This is a genomic window from Streptomyces sp. Ncost-T10-10d (assembly GCF_900091955.1).
In the GTDB taxonomy this organism is placed as follows: Bacteria; Actinomycetota; Actinomycetes; order Streptomycetales; family Streptomycetaceae; genus Streptomyces.
Genome location: NZ_FMDF01000217.1, coordinates 39408 through 62739, shown reverse-complemented (window position 1 = coordinate 62739; position 23332 = coordinate 39408). Strand labels below are relative to the sequence as shown.

The window sequence follows — 23332 nt, the reverse complement described above, 5'->3', positions numbered from 1 at the left end:
GTACGTCGTTGGGGGTTGGCAGGCGATGGTGGTGCAGCAGCACAGGTCCGGAAGCGGGGCGCGCGCTGTCTGCGCCCTTGCCGTGGTGGGCGTGATGGCGGCGACCGCCGGATGCTCGGGAGGCGGTGGCGGCGGCGACCGTGCGATGGCCGATGAACGAGGCGGGGCCGACTCCCTCGACGCGGTCCACCGGGCGGCCGCGATGCTCGCGGGGACGGTGCGCGGGACCGGCACGGGGACGGTGACCGGGGCCGGAAGCGCCGAGGTGCGTACGTCGATGGAGACCGCGGCGGGCGGGACGCGGGTGACGATCAGGGGTTGGGGGACGTACGACTTCCGCAACCAGGTGGGGCGGCTCGAGGTCGTGCTGCCCGAGGACGCCGCCGGCGAGGACGAGCACCGTCCCATCACCGAACTGCTGGCCCCCGGCGCGCTCTACATGATGAACCGCGGCGCCGGAGTGCCCGCGGACAAGTGGGTCAGGATCGACACGACGACCCTGGAGGACGGCAATCTGGTCACCGGCGGAGCGACCGATCCGATGGCCGCCGCCGAACTGCTGCGCGGGGCGCGGCAGGTGACGTACGTAGGAAGGACCGAGCTCGCCGGGGTGGCCGTGCGGCACTACCGGGGGATCTCGGACATCGGCCGGGCGGCGCGCGAGGCCTCGCCGAAATCGCGCGGGGCACTGGCCGCGGCGGCGAAAGGGTTCCACACGCACACGGTGCCGTTCGACGCGTATCTGGACGAACAGGGGCGGCTGCGCAAGGTGCGCCACCGGTTCACCTTCGCCAACGAGGGGCCGGCGGTGGAGGTGGTGTCGACGACGCTGCTGTACGGATTCGGGGTACCGGTCTCCGTACGGCTGCCGGACGGTCGCGACATCTACACCGGGAAGATCCGACAGAGATAGCCCGGCGGCACACGGACGAAGGCGGGGACATAGGCATGCCGGCGGCGCGAAATGGTCCGTCCGTGCCATGCGCGGTGTGTGGTCCGCTCCCTACGCTAGGAAGTCGGCGACGGCAGTGAGAGGTGAGTGACGTGGTGACGCTCGGCACGCGGACCGTATCCGACCATGTGGCCCTCGCCGAGATCGAGCTCTGCGGTGAGCTGATGATCGCCGCGTCGGCCGCGATCGGGGAACGGCTCAGCGCGGACCGTATCGACGAGGTGCTGGACGTCCGGGTGATCACCGAACGGACCGCCGTCCCCCGGCAGGCCGACCACCGGGGGTGAGTGCGGGGCCCCGCCCCGCATCAGACCCCGCCCCGCACCGGGCATCCCCCGTCGGCGCCGGGCATCCCTCCCGCACCGGGCATCTCCCCGTATCAGGTACGGAGCAGGCGGGCGATGGCCTTCGTGGCCTCCTCGACCTTCGCGTCGATCTCGTCTCCTCCCTTGACCGCCGCGTCGGCGACGCAGTGCCGCAGGTGCTCCTCCAGCAGCTGGAGCGCGAAGGACTGGAGCGCCTTCGTGGACGCCGAGACCTGCGTGAGTATGTCGATGCAGTAGACGTCCTCGTCGACCATCCGCTGGAGACCGCGGATCTGGCCCTCGATCCGGCGCAGCCGCTTGAGGTGCTCGGCCTTCTGGTGGTGATAGCCGTGAATACCCCGGTCGTGGTCGGTGACGACCGGTTCCGTCTCCGCGGCCTCGGTGGTGGTCATTGCTGCCTCCCGTTTTCCCTTTACCCTGCCGTTCATATACCCCTGGTGGGTATATCCTAACGAATTCTGCCGAAACGTGACCGGGGGCCCGTGCTGATCGCAGTGCCCCATGCGCGACACTGAAGAATGCCGGTTAGCCGTGGCCGGATGATGCGCCTAGCATCAGCCTGACCGAATCCAAAGCCCCGAGGACCCCACGTGCGCTTTCGTCTGACCCCCAGGGAGACGAGCTTCTATGACATGTTCTCCGCATCCGCGGACAACATCGTCACGGGCTCGAAACTCCTGATGGAACTGCTCGGGGCGGACTCTGCCTCCCGAGTCGAGATCGCGGAGCGCATGCGGGCAGCGGAGCACGCGGGGGACGATGCCACCCACGCGATCTTCCACCAGCTGAACTCCTCTTTCATCACGCCATTCGACCGCGAGGACATCTACAACCTCGCATCGTCGCTCGACGACATCATGGACTTCATGGAGGAGGCCGTCGACCTGGTCGTGCTGTACCAGGTCGAAGAACTCCCCAAGGGTGTGGCGCAGCAGATCGAGGTGCTGGCCCGGGCGGCCGAGCTGACCGCCGAGGCGATGCCGGGTCTGCGGACGATGGACAACCTCACCGAGTACTGGATCGAGGTCAACCGTCTGGAGAACCAGGCCGACCAGATCCACCGCAAGCTGTTGGCCCATCTCTTCAATGGCAAGTACGACGCCATAGAGGTGCTGAAGCTCAAGCAGATCGTGGACGTGCTGGAAGAGGCCGCCGACGCGTTCGAGCATGTCGCCAACACGGTGGAGACCATCGCGGTCAAGGAGTCCTGAACCACGTGGACACCTTTGCGCTGATCGTGACCATCGGTGTCGCGCTCGGCTTCACCTATACGAACGGCTTCCACGACTCGGCGAATGCCATCGCCACGTCCGTCTCCACCCGTGCACTGACACCACGTGCGGCACTGGCGATGGCCGCGGTGATGAACCTCGCCGGTGCATTCCTCGGCAGCGGTGTCGCCAAGACCGTCAGTGAGGGTCTGATCGCGACCCCCGAGGGGGACAAGGGGATGGGAATCCTCTTCGCCGCGCTCGTCGGTGCGATCATCTGGAACCTCGTCACCTGGTACTTCGGGCTGCCGTCCTCTTCCTCGCACGCACTGTTCGGCGGCATGGTCGGTGCGGCGCTCGCCGGCGGGACGCTGGTGCACTGGGACGGGGTGCTCGACAAGGTCGTCATCCCGATGTTCCTCTCGCCGGTCATCGGCCTGATCGTCGGCTATCTGGTGATGGTCGCGATCATGTGGGTGTTCCGGAAGGCCAACCCGCACAAGGCCAAGCGCGGCTTCCGGATCGCCCAGACGGTCTCGGCCGCGGGCATGGCGCTCGGCCACGGTCTGCAGGACGCGCAGAAGACGATGGGTGTCGTCGTGATGGCCCTGGTCATCGCCGATGTCGAGAGCCCGAGCGACCCGATTCCGGTCTGGGTGAAGCTCGTCTGTGCGCTGATGCTCTCGCTGGGTACGTACGCGGGTGGCTGGCGCATCATGCGGACGCTCGGCCGGAAGATCATCGAGCTGGACCCGCCGCAGGGGTTCGCCGCGGAGACGACGGGCGCGTCGATCATGTTCGGCTCGGCGTTCATGTTTCACGCGCCGATCTCCACGACGCATGTGATCACCTCGGCGATCATGGGTGCGGGCGCCACGAAGCGCGTGAACGCGGTGCGGTGGGGTGTCGCCAAGAACATCATCCTGGGGTGGTTCATCACGATGCCGGCCGCGGCGTTGGTCGCTGCCGCCAGTTACGGGGTTGTGGTGCTGCTGTTCGGGTGACGGGCGGCGGGGTTGCCGGGTCGTCCGGTGGCCGCTTCGTCCGCTGCCCGGCGTGATCGTGGTGGTACGGAAATGGGGCCGCCCCCACTCCCTCTGCGGGGAGTGGGGGCGGCCCCTTCGCCTTGCGGTGGCACCGCCATGCAGCACCTCAAGGCAGTCTGGGGACGGGGCCGGTTCGCCGGAGGGGTGAGGCGGTTCGCCGGTGGAAACCCACCACCGGGCGTGACCACCCACGCCCCCGGCCCACGTCAGCCCCGTTGCCGGGTGACTATCCGAAGCGTCCCGAGATGTAGTCCTCGGTTGCCTGAACGGACGGGTTGGAGAAGATGCGTTCCGTCTCGTCGATCTCCACGAGCTTGCCGGGCTTGCCGACCGCCGCGAGGTTGAAGAACGCCGTGCGGTCCGAGACACGGGCCGCCTGCTGCATGTTGTGCGTCACGATGACGATCGTGAAGCGCTCCTTCAGCTCGCCGATCAGGTCCTCGATGGCGAGGGTGGAGATCGGGTCCAGGGCGGAGCACGGCTCGTCCATCAGCAGCACCTCCGGCTCGACCGCGATCGCGCGGGCGATGCACAGGCGCTGCTGCTGGCCCCCGGAGAGACCGGAGCCGGGCTTGTTCAGCCGGTCCTTGACCTCGTTCCAGAGGTTGGCGCCGCGCAGGGACTTCTCGACGATGTCCGACAGCTGGTTCTTCTTGTACGAGCCGTTCAGCTTGAGGCCCGCCGCGACATTGTCGAAGATCGACATGGTCGGGAACGGGTTCGGGCGCTGGAAGACCATGCCGACCGTGCGGCGCACGGTGACCGGGTCGACGTTCGCCCCGTACAGATTCTCGTCGTCCAGCAGCACCTTGCCCTCGACGCGGCCACCGGGGGTGACCTCGTGCATACGGTTCAGGGTGCGCAGGAAGGTGGACTTGCCGCAGCCGGACGGGCCGATGAAGGCGGTCACGGAGCGGGGCTCCACGGTCATCGAGATGTCCTCGATGGCGAGGTGGGAGCCGTAGTAGGCGGACAGGCCGCTGACGTCGATGCGCTTGGCCATCTGAATCACTGCTTCTTTCGTGCCGCGGTCAGCGGCCGGTCTTCGGGGCCTTCCAGCGGGCGATGCCGCGGGCCACCAGGTTGAGGATCATGACGAAGGCGATCAGGACCAGAGCGGCGGCCCAGGCACGGTCGTACGACGGCTCGCTGCCGATCTTGTACTGCTCCCAGATGTAGAACGGGAGCGAGGACTGTGCACCTTGGAAGGGGTTGGTGTTGATCAGCTGGCTGCCGAAGACCAGCAGCATGATCGGCGCGGTCTCGCCGGCGATCCGGGCGATCGCGAGCATCACACCGGTGGTGATGCCGCCGATCGCGGTGGGGATGACCACCTTCAGGATGGTGCGCCACTTCGGGATGCCGAGGGCGAGCGATGCCTCGCGGAGCTCGTTCGGGACGAGCTTGAGCATCTCCTCGGTGGAGCGGACCACGACCGGGATCATCAGGATCGACAGGGCCAGCGAACCCATCAGGCCGGACGGCTCGAGCTTCGTCATCAGCATGATCGACAGGATGAAGAGACCGGCGACGATGGACGGGATACCCGTCATCACGTCGACGAAGAACGTGACGGCCTTGGCGAGCGCGCCCTTGCCGTACTCCACCAGGTAGACGGCGGTCAGCAGGCCGATCGGGGCGGAGATCAGGGTGGCGAGGCCGACCTGCTCCAGGGTGCCGATCAGTGCGTGGTAGACGCCGCCGCCCGCCTCGATGCCGGGGACACCGGCCATGGAGTGGGTCAGGAAGTAACCGTCGAGGACCTTGGCGCCGCGGCTGACCGTCGTCCAGATCAGCGAGAACAGCGGGACGACGGCAAGGAGGAAGCACACCCAGACGACGCTGGTGGCGAGGCGGTCCTTGGCCTGGCGCCGGTTCTCGACGACCGTCGTCGTGACGTACGAGATGACGAGGAAGAGCAGGGCGGAGAACAGTCCCCACTGGGTGTGGCTGCGCCAGCCCGCCGCCGCGCCGATGCCCACGCCCAGCGCGATCGCGACGGCCGCGAAGGCGAGGGGGGCCCAGCGGGGCAGGGCCCGGCTGCTGAGACTGGTCTTGCGTGTGGGCGCCATCGGGGTGGGGCGTTCCTGGATGCCGGTGTTGGCTGCCTGGCTCATGCGTTGGCCCCCGAGTATTCCTTGCGGCGGGCGATGATCAGCCGGGCCGCGCCGTTGACCAGCAGAGTGAGGATGAAGAGCACGAGGCCGGAGGCGATCAGGGCGTCGCGCCCGAACGCGTCGGCTTCGTCGAACTTCGCGGCGATGTTCTGGGCGAACGTCCCGCCACCCGGATTGAGCAGGTGCCCGGAGATGACGAAGCTCGGCGACAGGACCGTGGCGACGGCCATCGTCTCGCCGAGCGCACGGCCCAGGCCCAGCATCGAGGCGGAGATCACGCCCGAGCGGCCGAAGGGGAGCACCGAGAGGCGGATGACTTCCCAGCGGGTGGCGCCGAGGGCGAGGGCGGCTTCCTCGTTCATCTTCGGGACCTGGAGGAAGACTTCGCGGCTGACGCTGGTCACGATCGGCAGGATCATGATCGCGAGCAGGATGCCGACGGTGAAGAGCGAGCGGGCGACGCCGACCTCGGTCTTCTCGAAGAGGTACGTCCAGCCGAAGAACTGGTCGAGCCAGAGGTTCAGGCCCTCCAGGTACGGGACCAGGAAGAGGGCGCCCCAGATGCCGTACACGATGCTCGGCACTGCGGCGAGCAGGTCGACGACGTACGCGAGGGGCGCGGCCAGCTTGCGCGGCGCGTAGTGCGAGATGAACAGGGCGATACCGACAGCGACCGGGACGGCGATGGCCATCGCGACGATCGAGCTGACGATCGTGCCGAAGAGGAGCACCGCGATGCCGAAGACCGGCGGGTCGCCGGCCGGGTTCCAGTCGAAGGTGGTGAGGAAGTTGCCTTCGTCCTTGGAGACGGCGAGTGCGGCGCGGTAGGTGAGGAACACGGCGATCGACGCCATGATCACAAGCAGCAGAATGCCCGAGCCCCTTGAGAGGCCCAGGAAGATCTTGTCGCCCGCGCGCCCGGTCTTCGGCCTGGCGCGCTTGCGCGCCACCGGCGATGCCGGCGGCGTGTCTATCGGTGTGGTGGAAGCCATGGTCTTTCCGGTCTGTGTGGGGGAGCGGTGGGCTCCCCTGGCGGCGGTGCACCGGATGGGTGGTGGCGGGCCGGTCCGGAGGGGTGCACCGGACCGGCCCGCCAGGTGTTGCTGACGTTGCTACGGGTGTTGCTGGGTGGTGCTTGCGTGCCTTCGGGCTGCGTACCCCGGTTACGAGAGGGAGGCGATGGTCTCGCGGACCTTCGCGTTGATCTCGGTCGGGATCGGCGCGTAGCCGGCGTCGGTGAGGAGCTTCTGGCCCTCGTCACCGGCGGTGTAGTTCAGGAAGGACTTGACCGTGGGCAGGGTCTCGGCCTTGTTGCCCTTGTCACAGACGACCTCGTACGTCACCAGGACGATCGGGTACGCACCCTCGGCCTTGGTGGTGTAGTCGAGGTCGAGCGCCAGGTCCTTGCCGGTGCCCTTGATCTTGGCGGCGGCGATGGCCTTGGAGGCGTTCTCCGGGGTCGCCTTGACCGGGGTGGAGCCACCGGTGTTGATGTCGACGGTGGAGATCGACTGCGAGGTGGCGTAGCTGAGCTCGAAGTAGCCGATCGCGCCGTCGACCTGCTTCACCTGGGCGGCGACACCGGAGGAGCCGGACGCGGCCTGGCCACCGGGGGCCGGCCACTTCTTCTCGGCCTCGTACTTCCAGTCGCTCGGGGCGGCTGCGCCCAGGTACTTGCCGAGGTTCTGCGTGGTGCCGGAGTCCTCGGAGCGGTGGAAGGGCTGGATGGCCTTGTCCGGGAGCTTCGCGCCGCTGTTGAGCTTGGCGATCGCGGGGTCGTTCCACTTCTTGATCTTGCCGTCGAAGATCTTGGCGAGGGTGGGGGCGTCCAGCGTGAGGCTGTCGACGCCTTCCAGGTGGTAGCCGATGGCGATCGGGCCGCCGACCATCGGGAGGTTGATGCCCTGGCCGCCCTTGCAGATCTTCTTCGACTCGGCGACCTCTTCGGGCTTCAGCGCCGAGTCGGAACCGGCGAAGCCGACCGTGCCCTGGTTGAAGGCGACGATGCCTTCACCGGATGAGGACGACTTGTAGTTGACCTCGACGCCCGAGCAGCCGGCCATGTAGTTCTTGACCCAGAGGTCCATGGCGTTCTTCTGCGCGCTGGAGCCGGAGGCGAGCAGCTGACCCTTGGCGTCGTCGCACTTGATGTTCGACGCGGCGCTCGTCTTGCCGCCGTTGCCGCCGGTGGACCCGTCGCTGTTGTTGTCCGAACCGCACGCCGTGAGGACCAGGGCGCCGGAGACGGCGAGGGCACCGAGCGCGGTGGCACGAAGCCGGTTCTTGCGCTGAAGCTTCACTTTTCGGGTGTTCCTTCCAGGAGCCGCCGAGGTCTGTTCGTTCTACGACGGCGTGCGATGTGGTGGGTGCTGCGGCGTTGCGCCGCGCACCGTGCACTGCCGAAGTTAGGCAGAACAGGTGAAGCCGTTTACGGGGGAGAGTGAACGGGAGGTGAACCGTGTCGGACGGTGTGGTTCTGGGGCCCGTCCGGGGCGAGGGTGCCGTCCTCGACGCCGGAAGGGCCTGAACCCCGGCCCGGTCAGGTGCTCGGCAGGCCGGCGAGCAAGGCGTCCAGCACATCCCGGTCGTGCGGCCGGGTGAGGCGGCTACGGGCCGCCGCCGGGGAGAGCCAGCTCACCCGGTCGACCTCGGCGTTCGGTACGAAGGCGCCACCGGTCGCCTCGGCCGCCCAGTAGGCGACCTCCTTGGGACGCCCGTTCACGGCGTACCGGACCGTGGGAAGCGGGGCGCCCGGTGCGCAGTGGTGGCCCGTCTCCTCCAGGACCTCGCGCCGAGCACCGTCCAGCGCGGACTCGCCGCGCCTCAGCTTGCCCTTCGGGTGTGACCAGTCGTCGTAACGGGGTCTGTGGACCAGACAGATCTCCAGCTCGCCGGAGCGCTCCGACCGGCGCCACAGCACGCACCCCGCGGCGAGCACAGGCCCGCTTCTCACGGCGCGGTCACCGCCGTCGCGTACGGCCAGCTCTCCCGGAACACACCGCGAGCCGCCTCCACCTCGTGCCGCTGATCGGCGTGGAGCACCCCCAGGGCGTACGCGGTCGCGGGCGCGATCCGGGGCGTGCGGGCCGCCGATGCCGCCGCGGCGGCCGCCTCCGACGCATCCCGGTGCAGATCGAGCGCGCGCCCCGGCGCGACCAGGACCGGATCGGGGGCGCCCCGTACCACCTCGTGGGCGTACCGGTGCAGGCGCAGCAGCAGCCGGGTCCGGTGCCAGGGCGCGTCCTGCGCCTCGTTGTACGGCTCGACCGCCTCGTCCGAGGGGAGCGCGGCCACCGCACCGAGCAGCTGTTGTTCGGCCCGGTCGGCGGGCCCGTGCAGCATCTCCTCGGCCGGAGCCGTGGCTGCCGCGGCGAGCGGCACCTCGGAGGCGAGCAGCGCGACGGCGTCGGCCACCGCATGGAAGCGGGAGGAGCCGAGCGCCTGGAGCGCCGCGGAGTGGGCGCGGGTCCGGGCGAGGGTCAGCTGCCGTTCGAGCAGCGCCCCGGCGCGGGCCGCGCCGACGCCGAGGGCGGCACGCTCCTTGTCACCGGCGGCATCGGAGCCGGACCCGGTGCGGGCGGTGGGCAGTGAGGTGCCGGACAGGGCGTGGAGAGCTTCGAGGAGCCGGTTCAGCCGGGTCGCGTAGGCGTGCTCCCGGGCCAGGGTGCCCGACAGCCAGGCCAGTTCGGTGCGCAGCTGCTCGGCCCAGGCCGTGTCCAGCGCCGCCCGGAAGGTGTGCAGCGTGCCGCCGATCCGGCGGGACGAGCGGCGCAGGGCACCGGCGGCCGCCTCGGCGGCATGGGTTCCGGCGTCCGTGGGGGCGCTGTTCTCGCGGTGCAGGCGCAGGCTGCGCAGGAATTCGGCGGCCTGTTCCTGCAGGTAGGGCGCGAGCACCGCCCCTGCCGTAAGGTCCGCCTGCGTCGTCTGGTGGTCATGGCGTCGCACGCCGGCGCCTCCGGGCGTCAATGAGCATTTCCTGTACGTGCCGCAGTGGTTGGCCGTCCGCGTCCGTGGCGTGCCGGGTCCAGTTCCCGTCGGGACCGAGGTGCCAGGAGGAGGTGGTGTCGGCCATGCCGGTCTCCAGGAGCCGGCTGAGCGCGGCGCGGTGGGCGGGGTCGGTGACCCGGACCAGTGCTTCGATCCGGCGGTCGAGGTTGCGGTGCATCATGTCGGCGCTGCCGAACCACACTTCGGGTTCGCCGCCGTTGCCGAACGAGAAGATCCGGGAGTGTTCGAGGAAGCGGCCCAGTATCGAGCGGACCCGGATGTTCTCGGAGAGGCCGGGGACGCCGGGGCGGATCGCGCAGATGCCGCGTACCCAGATGTCCACCGGTACGCCCGCCATGGCGGCCCGGTAGCAGGCGTCGATGATCGCCTCGTCGACCATCGAGTTGACCTTGATGCGGACGTAGGCGCTGCGCCCGGCCCGCTGGTGCGTGATCTCCTTGTTGATACGGGTGATCAGCCCGTCGCGCAGTGACTTCGGGGCGACCAGGAGGCGGCGGTAGGTCTCGCGGCGGGAGTAGCCGGAGAGCCGGTTGAAGAGGTCGGAGAGGTCCGCACCGACCTGCGGGTCGGCGGTCAGCAGGCCGAGGTCCTCGTACAGCCTGGCGGTCTTGGGGTGGTAGTTGCCGGTGCCCACGTGGGCGTACCGGCGCAGTGTGTCGCCCTCCTGGCGGACGACGAGCGAGAGTTTGCAGTGGGTCTTGAGGCCGACGAGCCCGTAGACGACATGGCAGCCGGACTCCTCCAGCTTGCGCGCCCACTTGATGTTGGCCTGCTCGTCGAAGCGGGCCTTGATCTCGACGAGTACGAGAACCTGCTTGCCGGATTCGGCAGCGTCTATGAGGGCTTCCACAATCGGGGATTCGCCCGAAGTCCGGTACAGGGTCTGCTTGATGGCCAGGACGTCGGGGTCGCTCGCGGCCTGTTCCAGGAACGCCTGTACGGAGGTGGAGAACGAGTCGTACGGATGGTGCAGGAGCACGTCGCGTTCGCGCAGGGCGGCGAAGATGTCGGGCGCGGAGGCGGATTCGACCTCGGCGAGATCGCGGTGGGTGCCCGCGATGAACTTGGGGAACTTCAGCTCCGGCCGGTCCAGGGAAGCGATACCGAAGAGCCCGGTGAGGTCGAGCGGTCCGGGCAGCGGGTAGACCTCGGCGTCGGACACCTTCAGCTCGCGCACCAGCAGGTCCAGCACGTACGGGTCGATGGACTCCTCGACCTCCAGGCGGACCGGCGGGCCGAAGCGGCGCCGCATGAGTTCCTTCTCCAGGGCCTTGAGGAGGTTCTCGGCGTCGTCCTCCTCGACCTCCAGGTCCTCGTTCCTGGTGACCCGGAACATGTGGTGGGCGAGGACCTCCATGCCCGGGAAGAGCTCTTCGAGGTGGGCGGCGATGACGTCCTCTATGGGCACGTACCGCTGCGGCGACGCCTCCAGGAAGCGGGTCAGCAGTGGCGGCACCTTGACCCGGGCGAAGTGACGGTGGCCGCTGACCGGGTTGCGTACGACGACGGCGAGGTTGAGCGAGAGACCCGAGATGTACGGGAAGGGGTGGGCCGGGTCGACGGCGAGGGGGGTCAGCACGGGGAAGACGCGCTGCCGGAAGAAGGTGAACAGGCGGGCCTGTTCCTTCTCGGTCAGCTCGGGCCAGCGGATCAGCTGGATGCCCTCCTCGGACAGGGCGGGGGCGACGTCCTGCTGGTAGCAGGCGGCGTGCCGGGCCATGAGTTCGCGCGAGCGGGTCCAGATCAGGTCGAGGACCTCGCGGGGCTGGAGTCCGGAGGCGGAGCGGGTGGCGACACCGGTGGCGATGCGGCGCTTCAGCCCGGCCACCCGGACCATGAAGAACTCGTCCAGGTTGGAGGCGAAGATCGCGAGGAAATTGGCTCGTTCGAGGAGGGGCGTCGCCGGGTCCTCGGCCAGTTCGAGCACCCGTTCGTTGAACGCGAGCCAACTGCGTTCCCGGTCCAGGAAACGGCCGTGGGGCAGTTCGCTGCCGTCGACGTCGGGTTCGTATGCGTCGACGTCGGCGTCGATGTCGGGATCGAGGTCGGCCCGGGTCGACAGTACGGCGCCGTTGGATGCCGACGAGGCGACGGCGTGCGGCCGGTGCGCGGCGAGCGAGCCGACCGACGGCTGCACGGTGGGCTGGACCGGTACCTCGGAGCTGGGCTGCTGGCTCATGGCCCTATTCTTCCGCGCCTGGGGCTTCGAGGGCGCGCCGGACGGTGCGGAGATCACGGGAAACTCACGGTTCGCGTGATTCGCACGGTCTCCACCGGGATTTCTCCCGTTGCGGGGGGTCGGCACAGCTGGCTGCATCCTGAGAGGGTCGCAAGCGCTTCTGAATGGCTGGTAACGGCGACATGACGTGCAGGAAGCGGTGTGCCGTGGACGGATCGGTCGTACAAGCAGTGTCCGGGCCCTTGAAGGGGCCCGGACACGGTGCGTGGAAGCGGTCTTACCCGTGGTGGCGGCGCAGCACCCGGAAGGCGAGGGCGACGGCGAGCGCGGCCAGGGCGAGCAGGATGCCGGTCTCGACGAGCTGGATGGGCCAGAAATGCGAGGTGGGGTGGTAGTCGGCGAAGTAGGTGATGCCGCCCTGGTTGCGCAGGCAGCTTGTGGGGTCCTCCGGAATCGTCGTGCCGGCCCTGAAGCAGTCCTTCCAGTAGAGCTCCTTGCCGGAGGCGGTGAGCATGCCCGACTCGATGTGCCAGGCGTCACCGCTCGGGCCGTCGTCGCCGAGGAAGCGGGCGGTCGGCCAGAGCTCGTAGCGGCGCTTGCCGAACCCCAGCATGACCGTGCCCAGGACGAGGGCTGTGAGGCTCATGGACAGGACGGTGCGGCGTACGGCCACGGCGCACAGGGCGCCCACGGCCAGGGCCAGCAGGGCGTAGGCGACGGCGGTCGGGCCGAGGGCGGGATGGATACCGTTCTCGTGCCAGCCCAGTTCGGAGGCGGACGGGTTGTTCTGCAAGCCCGACCAGCCCCATCGGTAGACGAGGACGAGCACGGTCACCCCGGCGGTCACCAGAGCCGCGGGCAGGGCGAGCCGGGCCGCCAGCCACTGGGCCGGGGAGACCGACTGGGCCCAGGCGAGCCGGAACGTACCGCTCTCCAGCTCGCGGGCGATCAGCGGTCCGGCGACGAAGACGCCGATGAGCGCGGCGAGCAGCAGGATGGCGGTCCCACCGTCCGACAGATAGGCCTCGGTGGCGGCGCGGGCGTAGGTGGGCTGGTAGGTGTCGTCGCCGCAGCGGGTGATGTCGCCGTCGGCGCAGAGCTCGTCCGAGCTCGCGACCGCGACCCAGATCCGGAGCCCGACCACGACGGCGAGGCCCAGTAGCAGGAGTGCGCCGGCCGCCCACAGGGAGCGGCGGTGCTGGCGGAGAAGGACGCGGATGGGGCCCCGCAACCCGGCGGCGGGTGCGACGGGCGCACGCAGACTGATGGCGCTCATACGGCAGCCACCTCCTTGCCGGCCTCGGCGCTCGGCGTCAGCAGAGCAGGTGCCTGCGGTGAGCGCAGATGCGCCAGCAGCAGCTCCTCCAGCGAAGGCTCCGCGGCCTCCCAGACGGTGGCGTCCACGGGGCCCTGTCTCCGTACCAGCGCCGTCTGCAGACGCCCCGCCGTGCGGGACTCGACGACGGTGTGCGGGGCGGTGTCCCGCACCGGACCGGTGAGCAGGGTGTGCGCGGCGAGGAGGTCGTCCGTCTCGCCGCCGAGGCGGACCCGGCCACCGTCGACGAGCAGGAGGTAGTCGCAGGCGCCCTCCAGCTCGGTGAGGATGTGCGAGGACATCACGATGGTGGTGGAGTGCTCGGCGGCCTCGGCCATCAGTGCGCCCATCAGCTGGTGGCGGGCGAGGGGGTCGAGGTCGGCCATCGGTTCGTCCAGCAGGAGCAGTTCGGGCTGTTTGCCGAGGGCGAGGGCCAGTGCGAGCCGGGTGCGCTGGCCGCCGGAGAGGCTGCGGACCCCGGCGTCGCGCGGGAGCTCCCCGGCGATGCGTTCGGCGGTGTCCTGGTCCCAGGTGGCGGGGTTCAGCTCGGCGCCCGCCCAGAGCGTGGCGGCGACCGTCAACTGCGGGTACAGCGGCTTGTCCTGGGCCACGAAGGCCATCTTGGCCCTTGCCTCCCCGGGCGCCCCGCCCAGCACCCGTACTGTGCCCTCCGCGGGCCGCAGGAAGCCCGCCGCGAGGGCGAGCAGGGTGGACTTGCCCGCACCGTTGGGGCCGACGAGGGCACACACGCGCCCGGCGGGCAGCCGGAACGAACAGTCGCGCAGCGCCCAGCCCCCGCTCCTGCTCCGGTACTTCATGCCGAGGCCGACGGCCTCGATCGCAGCGCCTGTCATCCGGCCTGATCCCCCTTGAAGGTCTTGTCCAGTACGGCGGTGAAGAGCGCGCTCACGTCGTCCTTCTCCAGTCCGGCCGCGCGGGCCCGGCGGGCCCAGTCGGCGAGCTCGGCGCGCAGCGGCGCGTCGTCGGCGGCCGCAGCGCCGCCGAGAGTCCGCGTGACGAAGGTGCCGAGCCCGCGCCGGGCCTCGACGAGGCCCTCGCGCTCCAGCTCCCGGTAGGCCTTGAGCACGGTGTTCGGGTTGATGGCGGTGGCCTCGACGACCTCGCGTGCGGTGGGCAGCCGGTCGCCGGGCTCCAGCAGGCCGAGACGGAGGGCCTGTTTGGTCTGCTGGACGATCTGGAGGTACGTGGCGACGCCGCTGCGCCGGTCGATGCGGTACTCGACCGCTGCGGACTCTGCCATGTTCACCCCTTTCACTAATTAAGTAGTGGAAGGGTGGCGTAAAGAGGGGGCGACGTCAAGCGACGCCGCCCCAGGGCGAGTTGCGGCTGCTCAGGACTCCGTGCGATACATCAGGTCCACCTCGTGCGTCGCGAAGCCCATCCGCTCGTAGACGGTCAGGGCCGCCTTGTTGTCCGCGTCGACGTAGAGCATCGCGGTCGGCAGCCCCTCGGCGGCCAGGTGGCGCAGCCCGATCGCGGTGAGCGCCTTGCCGAGTCCGCCGCCCTGTGCGTCGGGCCGGATGCCGACGACATACACCTCGCCGAGGTGGTCATCGGCGTGCACCTTCGTCCAGTGGAAGCCGATCAGCTCGCCGTCGCGCTCGGCCAGGAAGAAGCCCTTCGGATCGAACCAGGGCTCCGCCTTGCGGTCGTCCAGGTCGCGCTGGGTCAGCGAACCCTGTTCGGGGTGGTGGGCGAAGGCGGCGCGGTTCACCGCGAGCCAGGCGGCGTCGTCCTCGCCGGGTACGAAGGTGCGGACGGTGACGCCGGGCGGCAGCATCGGCTCCGCGATGTCCAGCGGGCTCAGCGGGCGCCGCAGCTGGCGCAGTTCGCGGAAGAGGGAGAGGCCGAGGACCTGCGCGAGATGCCGGGCCGCGGACTTCCCGCCGTGCGCCCACACCCGCAGCCGCTTCCCGGTCACGGCGAGCAGCGCCGCACCCAGCGCCCGCCCGTGCCCCTGCCCGCGGTACGCCGGATGCACGACCAGCTCGGCGGCCGGCGCCTCGACCGGGTCGGTGTCCTCCAGCTGCGCGTACCCGACCAGGGTCGGCCCGCTGGTGAGCAGCAGATGCCGCACCCCCTCACGCCGCCCGCCCCGCAGCTGCAGCCGCCCCTGCTCGGACACGGCCTGCCTGCCGTCGGACCGGGCCGCCTCGGCGAGCAGGTCGGACACGGCTCCGGCCTGTTCGGGGGAGAGTGCTTCGAGCGTCTGGATCTCGCGTCCGGGGGCGGGGAGAGGTACGTCAGTCGTCATGTGTACGAGCGTACGGGGGCGAGGCAGGGGTGCGGGCGTTGTGGGGCGGTGGACTGCCGAACGGGCGTCGAGCGATGTGGGCACCGAGCCGTCACCAAGGTGTCCGAGTCACGTTCGAGTCGCCCTCGGTAGTCGTCCGGCGCGTGATGGTCCTGTGCCATCCAGGGTTGAGCGTGGTGACCGAGGACGGGTGATCAGTGGGTTCGTGCCATCGCGGTCCGCGTGGCGAGAGCTGCCGCTGCGCTTGGGGGATGGTGGGCTTGCGGATGACCGGGAACAGGGGAGCGACGCCGGGCGGCCCGCGACTGCGCGTCCGGCGCGAGGGCAGTGAGGCCGGTGTGATGCTGCACGGGCGTGCTGGGGTCGTGCAAGAGGTGGTGACCATCGGCAGGCGGTGCGGCGCCGAGTGATTCGCTGTCACCCGCCTGTGGCAGCGGGTGCGGGACTGCCTTCTGTGCTGCGTTGTTCACGACCATCTCGCAGGAGCCCGGCGGCAGTTCCGGTGCCGACCGTCGGGCGGGCACGACCGCCTTCGTCGTGAGTTCCGTTCTCCGTGACACACACGCTTCCGGCAGGCACGCGTGCCGTGACCTTTCTGCCTGCATACGTACGTCATACGGATGATGCGCGGTGGTTGGCGCCGATACCGACCGCATGGCAACCAGTTCGTAACCCCGCACACCTGTCGCGCTACGCGCGTTGACCCTAGGCTGCCGCACGAAGTCTCCAGACTCGCCACCACTCTCAGACCTCCCGCTGCACTCACAAGGGGACCGATGTCAGCGACACCACAGAAGAACCGTGCGTCACGGCGGATGCTCGCCGCCGCGGCCGGGCTCGCCACCGTCGGCGCGCTCGTCGCCGCGATGCCGGCCGGCGCCCAGGACCGCGGCCACCACAAGCCGGCCCGCACCGTCGACGTACAGCTGCTGTCCTTCAACGACCTGCACGGGAACCTGGAGCCGCCGGCCGGCTCGGCGGGCACGGTCACCGAGACGCAGGCCGACGGCACGACCAAGGCGATTCCGGCCGGTGGTGTCGAGTACCTCGCGTCCTCGCTGCGCACCGCGCGCAAGGGGCACCCGTACTCGATCACCGCGGCCGGCGGTGACATGGTGGGCGCGAGCCCGCTGCTGTCCGGCCTCTTCCACGACGAGCCGACCATCGAGGCGCTCAACAAGATCGACCTCGATGTGACGGCCGTCGGCAACCACGAGTTCGACGAGGGCGCCACCGAACTGGCCCGCCTGCAGAACGGCGGCTGCCACCCGGTCGAGGGGTGCTACGAGAAGGACAAGAAGTTCGAGGGCGCCGACTTCCCCTACCTCGCCGCCAATGTGACGAGCGAGAAGACCGGCAAGCCGATCCTCAAGCCGTACACGGTGTGGAAGAAGAACGGCGTCAAGATCGGCTTCATCGGGGTGACCCTGGAGGGCACGCCGAACATCGTCACGGCCAACGGCGTCAAGGGCCTGAAGTTCCACGACGAGATCGAGACGGTCAACAAGTACGCCAAGGAGCTGGACCGGCAGGGCGTCAAGTCCATCGTCGCGCTGATCCACGAGGGCGGGGCTCCTGCCTCCGCCTCGTACAACTACGACTGCGACAGCTCCGGCGCCGGTGACGGCATCTCCGGGCCGATCGTCGACATCGCCAAGGGCATCACGCCGAAGGTCGACGCGCTGGTCACGGGCCACACCCACCAGGCGTACGTCTGCACGATCCCGGACCCGGCGGGCAACCCGCGCATGGTCACCTCGGCGGCGTCCTTCGGCAAGCTCTACACCGACACGACCCTCACGTACGACCGCCGTACCAAGGACATCGTCCGTACGTCGGTGAAGTCGGCCGGCGCCTCGAACCCGAAGTCGGCGAACCACATCGTCAGCCGGGACCAGCCCAAGGCCACCGACATGACGGCCCTGATCGCCCGCTGGAACACCCTCGCGGCGCCCATCGCGAACAAGCCGCAGGGCTACATCAGCGCCGACATCAACGGCCGCGGCTCCACGGCCCCCGAGAAGCCGCTCGGCAACCTGATCGCGGACGCCCAGCTGGAGGGCCTGGCCCCGGCGGACAAGGGCGGGGCGGTCGTCGCCTTCATGAACCCGGGCGGTATCCGGGCGGACCTGGTGTACAAGTCGACCGGCAGCGAGGGCGACGGGGTGGTGACGTACGGGGAGTCGTTCACCGTGCAGCCCTTCACCAACATGATGAACGTCGTCGACCTGACCGGCGCCCAGCTGATCACCGCGCTCCAGCAGCAGGTCAGCGGCTCCAACGAGGCCAGCCCGAAGATCCTTCAGGTGTCCAAGGGCCTCACGTACACCCTGGACATGAAGAAGACGGGTGCGGCCCGCGTGGTCACCGACACCATCAAGCTGAACGGTGCGGCGATCGACCCGGCGAAGACCTACCGCGTCGCGATGAACGAGTTCCTGGCGGGCGGCGGCGACGGCTTCGCGGCACTCGGCCAGGGCACCGACAAGCTGGTCGGCGCGTCCGACCTGGACCTGTTCAACGCCTACCTGGCGGCCCACTCCACGGCCGCCGCGCCGCTGGCCCCGCCGGCGACGGACCGGATCACGGTCATCCAGTAACTCCCGTACGCGGGTGAGAGGGGCGGTGGGCCGGCGGGCCCACCGCCCCACTGCGTTTCGGTCAGCCTGCGCGTGCCCTCAGCGAACCGCCGGTGACCCGGGCCAGGACCTGTTCGAGATCCTGGCCCGGGGCCGGCCGGGAATTCCACATCGGTTGCAGGGTGTCGCCGTGCCGGCGCGGCACCACATGGGCGTGGAAGTGGAAGACCTCCTGCGAGGCGGCCTCGCCGGTGGAATGGACGATGTTCACGCCGTCGGGGGCGAGGGCCGTGTTCAGCAGAGCGGCGACTCGGTGCACCATGCGGGCGACATGCCCGTGCGTGGCCTCGGAGATCTCCCAGATGTCCCGGGCGTGCTCGCGCGGGACGACCAGGGTGTGGCCCGGAGAGGCCGGAGCGATGTCGAGGAACGCCACGGTGTGATCGTCCTCCAGGACACGGTGGGAGGGCAGTCGGCCGGAAACGATCTGGCAGAAGACGCAGGTTCTCATCCGGCCGATGATCGCACCGGTCCGCCTGCGAGGCTGCACACTCTCCCACCCTGCCACCCTGTTCCCGTAGTGACGTGCACCCGTCATAATCCCAGGGCTGACCCCCCACGGCAGATGGAGGCATCCCCGCATGAGCCCGTACACCGCTACCCGCCGGAACTTCCTCACCGGCGCCCTCGCGGCCGGCGCCACCGTCCTCGTGGGCGCGGCGCCCGCCACCGCCGGGTCCCGCCAAGTCCTCACCACCCAGGACTGGATGGGCGTCATCCCCGACGTCACCGCGCTGCAACGCCTCACGATCCCCGGCTCGCACGACTCCGGCGCCCGCTACGGCGGCCCCTGGACCGAGTGCCAGAACACCACGATCGCCGAGCAGCTGAACAGCGGGCTGCGCTTCCTCGACGTACGGTGCCGGGTCACCGGCGACTCCTTCGCGATCCACCACGGCGCCTCGTACCAGAACCTGATGTTCGGCGATGTGCTCGGCGCCTGCTGGGACTTCCTGGCCGAGCGGCCCACCGAGACCGTGCTGATGCGGGTCAAGCAGGAGTACTCCGAGGAGAGCGACGCCGAGTTCCGGCGGATCTTCGACCTCTACCTCGACAGCAAGGGGTGGCGGCCGCTGTTCCGCATCGACCCGGCGCTGCCCTCGCTGGGTGGGGCGCGGGGCAAGGTCGTGCTGCTCGCCGACAACGGCGGGCTGCCGGGCGTCCGCTACGCCGACTCCGCGCTCTTCGACATCCAGGACGACTACATGGCGGAGCCGTTCGCCAAGTATCCGAAGATCGAGGCCCAGTTCCGCAAGGCCGCCCAGCAGCCCGGGAAGCTGTACATGAACTACGTCAGCACCGCCGCCCTGATGCCCCCGCGCTGGAACGCGGACCGCCTCAACCCCCAGGTCCAATCCTTCCTGGACGGCTCCGAGGCGGCCGGCTGGACCGGGCTCGGCATCGTCCCGCTGGACTTCCCCGCCACCCGGTCCGGCCTGGTGGAGTCGCTGATCCGGCACAACCCCGGGGCCTGAGCGCTCCCGGCGCAACGCTTGCGTTTCTTTCGAATTGCGCCATCCGACGTCGAGGTACGTGTGTTCTCCGTCCTGCGCAGGCGGGCAGAGGGCCACCGACGAGAACCTCGTGACCTGCACGGACTGCTGGATCGCCGGGCGGCTGGGGAGCACCGCAGTGCGCGGCGGAATTCCGCCGACGGCTCCGAGCGCCCCCGGCTCACATTCCCGGCGGTGGCTGCGGCGCCCCCGGCAGGCGGATCACCGCCACCGTGCCGTCGCCGTCCGCCGGACGCAGGGCGACCTCGCCGCCCGACTGCTGGACCGTGCGGGCGACGATCGACAGGCCCAGGCCCGAACCGGGGAGCTGGCGGGCGGACGGGGAACGCCAGAAGCGTTCGAAGACGTGGGGGAGTTCCTCGGCAGGGATGCCGGGGCCGTGGTCCCGTACCGTCAGCTCGCCGTCGCGCAGCGCGACCTCGACCGTGCCGCGGGGCGGGCTGAACTTGACCGCGTTGTCCAGGACGTTGACCACCGCCCGCTCCAGCCCGGCCGGCTCGGCCCGTACGTACCAGGGCGTCAGATCCGCCCTGATCGTCAGCTCGGGGCCGCGCAGGCGGGCGCGTTCCAGGGCCGTGTCCGCGATGTCGTGCAGAGCGACGACCTGGAGCGGGCCGGGGTCCGCCGCGTCGGGGCGGGCCAGTTCCTGGAGGTCGCCGATGAGCGAGGCCAGCTCGGTCATCTGCGCCTTGACCGACTTCATCAGGGCCCTGCGGTCGTCCGGCGGGATGGCCCGGCCGGTGTCGTCGCTGCGGGCGAGGAGTTCGATGTTGGTACGGAGGGACGTCAGCGGTGTCCGCAGTTCGTGGCCGGCGTCCGCGATCAGCTGGGCCTGACGGTCGCGGGAGCTGGCGAGGGACGCGGCCATCGAGTTGAAGGAGCTGGACAGCCGGGCGATCTCGTCCTCGCCCTCGACCGGGATGCGGACGGTGAGGTCCTCGGTGCGGGCGACGTGCTCGACCGCCTCGGTGAGCTCGTCGACGGGGCGCAGACCGGTACGGGCGACCCAGAGACCGGCGGCGCCCGCACCGATGACGCCGATGCCGGAGACGACCAGGAGGACCCACGTGAGGGTGGCGAGCGGCTCGGTGATCTCGCTCAGCGGGCGGGCGACGGAGACCGCGAAGTTGCTGGGCGGCAGGCCCGGCACCGGGTTGCGGGTCTGGTACGTGTAGGAGTAGACGCGCATCTTCTTGCCGTTCTCGGCCCTGGCCGTGTGCAGGGTGTTGTCCCGCAGGCCGGCGGCCACGGCGATGTCGGCGGTGGTCACACCGATCGGTGACGCCTTGGGAGCGGTGCAGGTGTTCCCGGACACGGTGACGAGCTGCACGACGTATGCCCCGCCGAGCTGCTGTGCGGCCGCCTGGCCGGGGTGCGTACAGGCGGTGACCAGGTCCTGCACATAGCCGTCGTCGACCTTGACGTTGCGCAGCGAGGTGTCCAGCTGCTGCTCCAGCTGGACCCGCGTCGCGAACCAGCAGGCCGCCGCGACCGCCGCCACCGCGATCGCCACCGCCGTCGCCACCAGCAGCGCGAGCCGGGAGCGCAGCGGCAGGGCGCGGAGCCGGTGCAGGGTCCCGGTCATCCGTCACCGCCGCCGGAGCGGAGCGCGTAACCGACTCCCCGCACCGTGTGCACGAGCCGCGGTTCGCCGCCCGCTTCCGTCTTGCGGCGCAGATACATCACGTACACGTCCAGGGAGTTGGAGCTCGGTTCGAAGTCGAAGCCCCACACCGCCTTGAGGATCTGTTCGCGGGTCAGCACCTGCCGCGGGTGCGCCAGGAACATCTCCAGCAGGGTGAACTCGGTACGGGTCAGCTCGACCCGGCGCGTGCCCCGGGTGACCTCGCGGGTGGCGAGGTTCATCCGCAGATCGGCGAAGTCCAGCACATTGTCGTCGGGGACGCCGCCGCCCGCCGCGGCCGCGTACGAGCTGCGGCGCAGCAGGGCCCGGATGCGGGCGAAGAGCTCGTCCAGTTCGAACGGCTTGACCAGGTAGTCGTCGGCGCCCGCGTCGAGACCGGTGACCCGGTCGCCGACGGTGTCGCGGGCGGTGAGCATCAGGATGGGTGTGGTGGTGCCTGCGGAGCGCAGCCTGCGGGCCGCCGTCAGTCCGTCCATCCGCGGCATCTGGATGTCGAGGACGATGAGGTCGGGGGCGTACGACTCGGCCCTGGCGAGGGCGTCGAGACCGTCGACGGCGACCTCGGTGCCGTACCCCTCGAACGCGAGACTGCGTTGCAGGGCCTCACGTACGGCGGGCTCGTCGTCGACGATCAGGATGCGTTGCGGATCGTCTTCGGCGGGGCTCATCGCTCGTTGTCCTCTTCTCGTTCCGGGCTGCCGGGGCGGGCCGCGGGGCCTGCCGTGCTCTCAGCCTCGCACGGCTGCGGCACGTCGTCGCGCGGCCCGGCGCTTGCGGCCCGCGGCGGTACGGACCTCCGGGGCGCGCCGGGGCGCGGAGGTCCGGCGCGCGGCCGGTTCCGCGGCGAGTTCCGTCACGAGGGCGAGGGGCAGGGCCAGGTCGGCCGGGCCGGTGGGGGTGTCGGTCGGATGGTGCATGAATGTCTCCTCAGGAGCTGTTGCCGGCCCGCAGGGTGCCGAGGTCGGCCTTGAGCGTGTTCACCGGGATCGCGAAGCCGAGGCCCACGCTGCCCGCGCCGGAGCTGCCGGATCCGCCGGACGAACTCGCCGAATACATCGCGGAGTTGATGCCGATGATCTCGCCGTTCATATTGATGAGCGCGCCACCGGAGTTACCGGGGTTGAGTGAGGCGTCGGTCTGGATGGCCTTGTACGTGGTGGTGGAGTTGCCGGTGTCGCCGTTGAACTGCCGGCCGCCGAACTCGAACGGCCACTGCTCGCCGCCGCCCTGCCCGCCCTGTCCCTGGCCGCCGGAGTTCTCCTTGGCGACCGTGACATCGCGGTCGAGGGCGGAGACGATGCCGCTGGTGACGGTGCCGGTGAGGCCCTCCGGCGAGCCGATCGCGACGACCTGGTCGCCGACCGCGACCGCCGAGGAGTCGCCCAGCGTGGCCGTCTTCAGCCCGCTCGCACCCTGGAGCTTGATGAGTGCGAGGTCCTTGTCGGCGTCGGTGCCGACGACCTTCGCGTTGTACGTCCTGCCCGTGCTGAGCGTCACCTTGATCGACGAGGCGCCGGAGATGACGTGGTTGTTGGTGACGACCTCGCCGTCGGACGTGATGACCACTCCGGAGCCGGTGGACTCGCCCGCGGTCGAGGTCGCGTTGATCTCGACGATCATCGGCGAGACGGCCTGGGCGACTCCGGCGACGGTGCCCTTGCTGCTCTGCGAGACGGTGGTGCCGGGGACGACGCCGCTGCCCGTGCTGTTCGTGTCGTTGCCCATGAGCTGGCCGATGACGGTGGCGGTACCGCCACCGACGACCCCCGCCGCGATCGCCACGGCTACCAGGAGGGCCACCGGCCGCCGGGCCCGGCGCCGGGACGCGGCAGGCTCGGGTGCGGGCTGCGGGAGGCCGGAGCCGTAACCGCCGTCCCCGCCTCCGCCGTGCCCGTCGGCGTCGCCGCCCCAGCCGGGCCACACGGTGGTTCCGGGGCCCGTCGCGATCGGCTGCGCGGGCTGGTGGGACGGCGGCGGCGGGTAGGACGCGTCACCGTTGCCGTACGAGGGGTACATCGGGTACTCGCCGCTCGGGCGCTGGCTCTCTGTCATGTCAAAGAGCGTGTCCGGCGAAGATGAGAGAAGCCTGAGCATGCGCTGAGAAG

General features: G+C 70.0%; 23 protein-coding genes. 6 read left to right on the top strand and 17 right to left on the bottom strand.

Annotated elements, in window-relative coordinates; genetic code table 11:
* The first annotated feature begins 25 nt into the window (after window positions 1-25).
* Window positions 26-913 carry an SCO4651 family lipoprotein gene (locus GA0115254_RS37585; RefSeq protein ID WP_093899760.1) on the top strand — a complete coding sequence of 296 codons (888 nt, stop codon included), beginning with the start codon at window positions 26-28 and terminating at the stop codon, window positions 911-913.
* Window positions 914-1044: 131 nt separating this feature from the next.
* On the top strand, window positions 1045-1239 hold the full coding sequence (locus GA0115254_RS37580) for a hypothetical protein (protein ID WP_093899730.1): 195 nt from the start codon (window positions 1045-1047) through the stop codon (window positions 1237-1239).
* Window positions 1240-1331: 92 nt separating this feature from the next.
* On the opposite strand, the gene GA0115254_RS37575 is transcribed toward GA0115254_RS37580, so the two are convergent.
* The gene (locus GA0115254_RS37575; RefSeq protein WP_093899729.1) at window positions 1332-1670 is read right to left on the bottom strand and encodes a metal-sensitive transcriptional regulator; all 339 of its coding nucleotides are present in this window, start codon (window positions 1668-1670) and stop codon (window positions 1332-1334) included.
* A 198-nt stretch (window positions 1671-1868) separates the two neighbouring features.
* On the opposite strand from GA0115254_RS37575, the gene GA0115254_RS37570 reads away from it, so the two are divergent.
* Together GA0115254_RS37570 and GA0115254_RS37565 are read left to right on the top strand one after the other, a co-directional pair.
* The gene (locus GA0115254_RS37570) at window positions 1869-2489 is read left to right on the top strand and encodes a DUF47 domain-containing protein (RefSeq protein ID WP_093899728.1); all 621 of its coding nucleotides are present in this window, start codon (window positions 1869-1871) and stop codon (window positions 2487-2489) included.
* A 5-nt stretch (window positions 2490-2494) separates the two neighbouring features.
* Entirely contained in the window at window positions 2495-3493 is a 999-nt protein-coding gene (locus GA0115254_RS37565) for an inorganic phosphate transporter (protein WP_093899727.1), read from the top strand.
* A gap of 268 nt (window positions 3494-3761) precedes the next feature.
* Here GA0115254_RS37565 and pstB read toward each other — a convergent pair whose 3' ends face one another.
* From pstB to mshD, 11 genes are all read right to left on the bottom strand, one after another.
* Entirely contained in the window at window positions 3762-4538 is a 777-nt protein-coding gene (gene pstB / locus GA0115254_RS37560; protein ID WP_093899726.1) for a phosphate ABC transporter ATP-binding protein PstB, read from the bottom strand.
* Window positions 4539-4566: 28 nt separating this feature from the next.
* Window positions 4567-5652, bottom strand: a complete 1086-nt coding sequence (pstA, locus tag GA0115254_RS37555; RefSeq protein ID WP_093899725.1) for a phosphate ABC transporter permease PstA — start codon at window positions 5650-5652, stop codon at window positions 4567-4569.
* Complete coding sequence (gene pstC / locus GA0115254_RS37550; protein ID WP_093899724.1) at window positions 5649-6644, bottom strand: phosphate ABC transporter permease subunit PstC; 996 nt, start codon at window positions 6642-6644, stop codon at window positions 5649-5651. Before pstC ends, pstA begins: the two co-directional genes overlap by 4 nt.
* A 171-nt stretch (window positions 6645-6815) precedes the next feature.
* A complete protein-coding gene (gene pstS / locus GA0115254_RS37545; protein ID WP_093899723.1) occupies window positions 6816-7952 on the bottom strand; it encodes a phosphate ABC transporter substrate-binding protein PstS in 1137 nt (378 codons plus the stop codon).
* 239 nt (window positions 7953-8191) lie between these two features.
* Complete coding sequence (locus GA0115254_RS37540) at window positions 8192-8605, bottom strand: NUDIX hydrolase (protein WP_256102973.1); 414 nt, start codon at window positions 8603-8605, stop codon at window positions 8192-8194.
* The gene (locus GA0115254_RS37535; RefSeq protein ID WP_093899759.1) at window positions 8602-9597 is read right to left on the bottom strand and encodes a CHAD domain-containing protein; all 996 of its coding nucleotides are present in this window, start codon (window positions 9595-9597) and stop codon (window positions 8602-8604) included. The genes GA0115254_RS37540 and GA0115254_RS37535 overlap by 4 nt, the downstream gene beginning before the upstream one ends.
* A complete protein-coding gene (locus tag GA0115254_RS37530) occupies window positions 9584-11839 on the bottom strand; it encodes an RNA degradosome polyphosphate kinase (RefSeq protein ID WP_093899721.1) in 2256 nt (751 codons plus the stop codon). The genes GA0115254_RS37535 and GA0115254_RS37530 overlap by 14 nt, the downstream gene beginning before the upstream one ends.
* Window positions 11840-12116: 277 nt before the next feature.
* Window positions 12117-13115 (bottom strand): ABC transporter permease, encoded by a 999-nt coding sequence (locus tag GA0115254_RS37525; RefSeq protein WP_093899720.1) that lies wholly within the window; start codon window positions 13113-13115, stop codon window positions 12117-12119.
* The gene (locus GA0115254_RS37520) at window positions 13112-14008 is read right to left on the bottom strand and encodes an ABC transporter ATP-binding protein (protein ID WP_093899719.1); all 897 of its coding nucleotides are present in this window, start codon (window positions 14006-14008) and stop codon (window positions 13112-13114) included. Before GA0115254_RS37520 ends, GA0115254_RS37525 begins: the two co-directional genes overlap by 4 nt.
* Entirely contained in the window at window positions 14005-14415 is a 411-nt protein-coding gene (locus GA0115254_RS37515; protein WP_093899758.1) for a GntR family transcriptional regulator, read from the bottom strand. Before GA0115254_RS37515 ends, GA0115254_RS37520 begins: the two co-directional genes overlap by 4 nt.
* Window positions 14416-14505: 90 nt before the next feature.
* Window positions 14506-15429, bottom strand: a complete 924-nt coding sequence (gene mshD / locus GA0115254_RS37510; RefSeq protein WP_093899718.1) for a mycothiol synthase — start codon at window positions 15427-15429, stop codon at window positions 14506-14508.
* Window positions 15430-16205: 776 nt separating this feature from the next.
* On the opposite strand from mshD, the gene GA0115254_RS37505 reads away from it, so the two are divergent.
* Entirely contained in the window at window positions 16206-18029 is a 1824-nt protein-coding gene (locus tag GA0115254_RS37505; RefSeq protein ID WP_093899717.1) for a bifunctional metallophosphatase/5'-nucleotidase, read from the top strand.
* 61 nt (window positions 18030-18090) lie between these two features.
* Here the strand turns inward: GA0115254_RS37505 and GA0115254_RS37500 are convergent, their stop codons facing one another.
* Window positions 18091-18519 (bottom strand): HIT family protein, encoded by a 429-nt coding sequence (locus tag GA0115254_RS37500; RefSeq protein ID WP_093899757.1) that lies wholly within the window; start codon window positions 18517-18519, stop codon window positions 18091-18093.
* A gap of 130 nt (window positions 18520-18649) precedes the next feature.
* Here GA0115254_RS37500 and GA0115254_RS37495 point away from each other — a divergent pair, with 130 nt between their 5' ends.
* Entirely contained in the window at window positions 18650-19543 is an 894-nt protein-coding gene (locus GA0115254_RS37495) for a phosphatidylinositol-specific phospholipase C (RefSeq protein WP_093899716.1), read from the top strand.
* A 199-nt stretch (window positions 19544-19742) separates the two neighbouring features.
* Here the strand turns inward: GA0115254_RS37495 and GA0115254_RS37490 are convergent, their stop codons facing one another.
* Genes GA0115254_RS37490 through GA0115254_RS37475 form a run of 4 tightly spaced genes read right to left on the bottom strand, consistent with a single transcriptional unit; the run spans window position 19743 to window position 23279 of the window.
* Window positions 19743-21167 carry a sensor histidine kinase gene (locus GA0115254_RS37490; protein WP_093899715.1) on the bottom strand — a complete coding sequence of 475 codons (1425 nt, stop codon included), beginning with the start codon at window positions 21165-21167 and terminating at the stop codon, window positions 19743-19745.
* Window positions 21164-21895 (bottom strand): response regulator transcription factor, encoded by a 732-nt coding sequence (locus tag GA0115254_RS37485; RefSeq protein WP_093899714.1) that lies wholly within the window; start codon window positions 21893-21895, stop codon window positions 21164-21166. The genes GA0115254_RS37490 and GA0115254_RS37485 overlap by 4 nt, the downstream gene beginning before the upstream one ends.
* 60 nt (window positions 21896-21955) lie before the next feature.
* Complete coding sequence (locus GA0115254_RS37480) at window positions 21956-22144, bottom strand: hypothetical protein (RefSeq protein ID WP_093899713.1); 189 nt, start codon at window positions 22142-22144, stop codon at window positions 21956-21958.
* Window positions 22145-22154: 10 nt separating this feature from the next.
* The gene (locus GA0115254_RS37475; protein ID WP_093899712.1) at window positions 22155-23279 is read right to left on the bottom strand and encodes a S1C family serine protease; all 1125 of its coding nucleotides are present in this window, start codon (window positions 23277-23279) and stop codon (window positions 22155-22157) included.
* Between the last annotated feature and the right edge of the window lie 53 nt (window positions 23280-23332).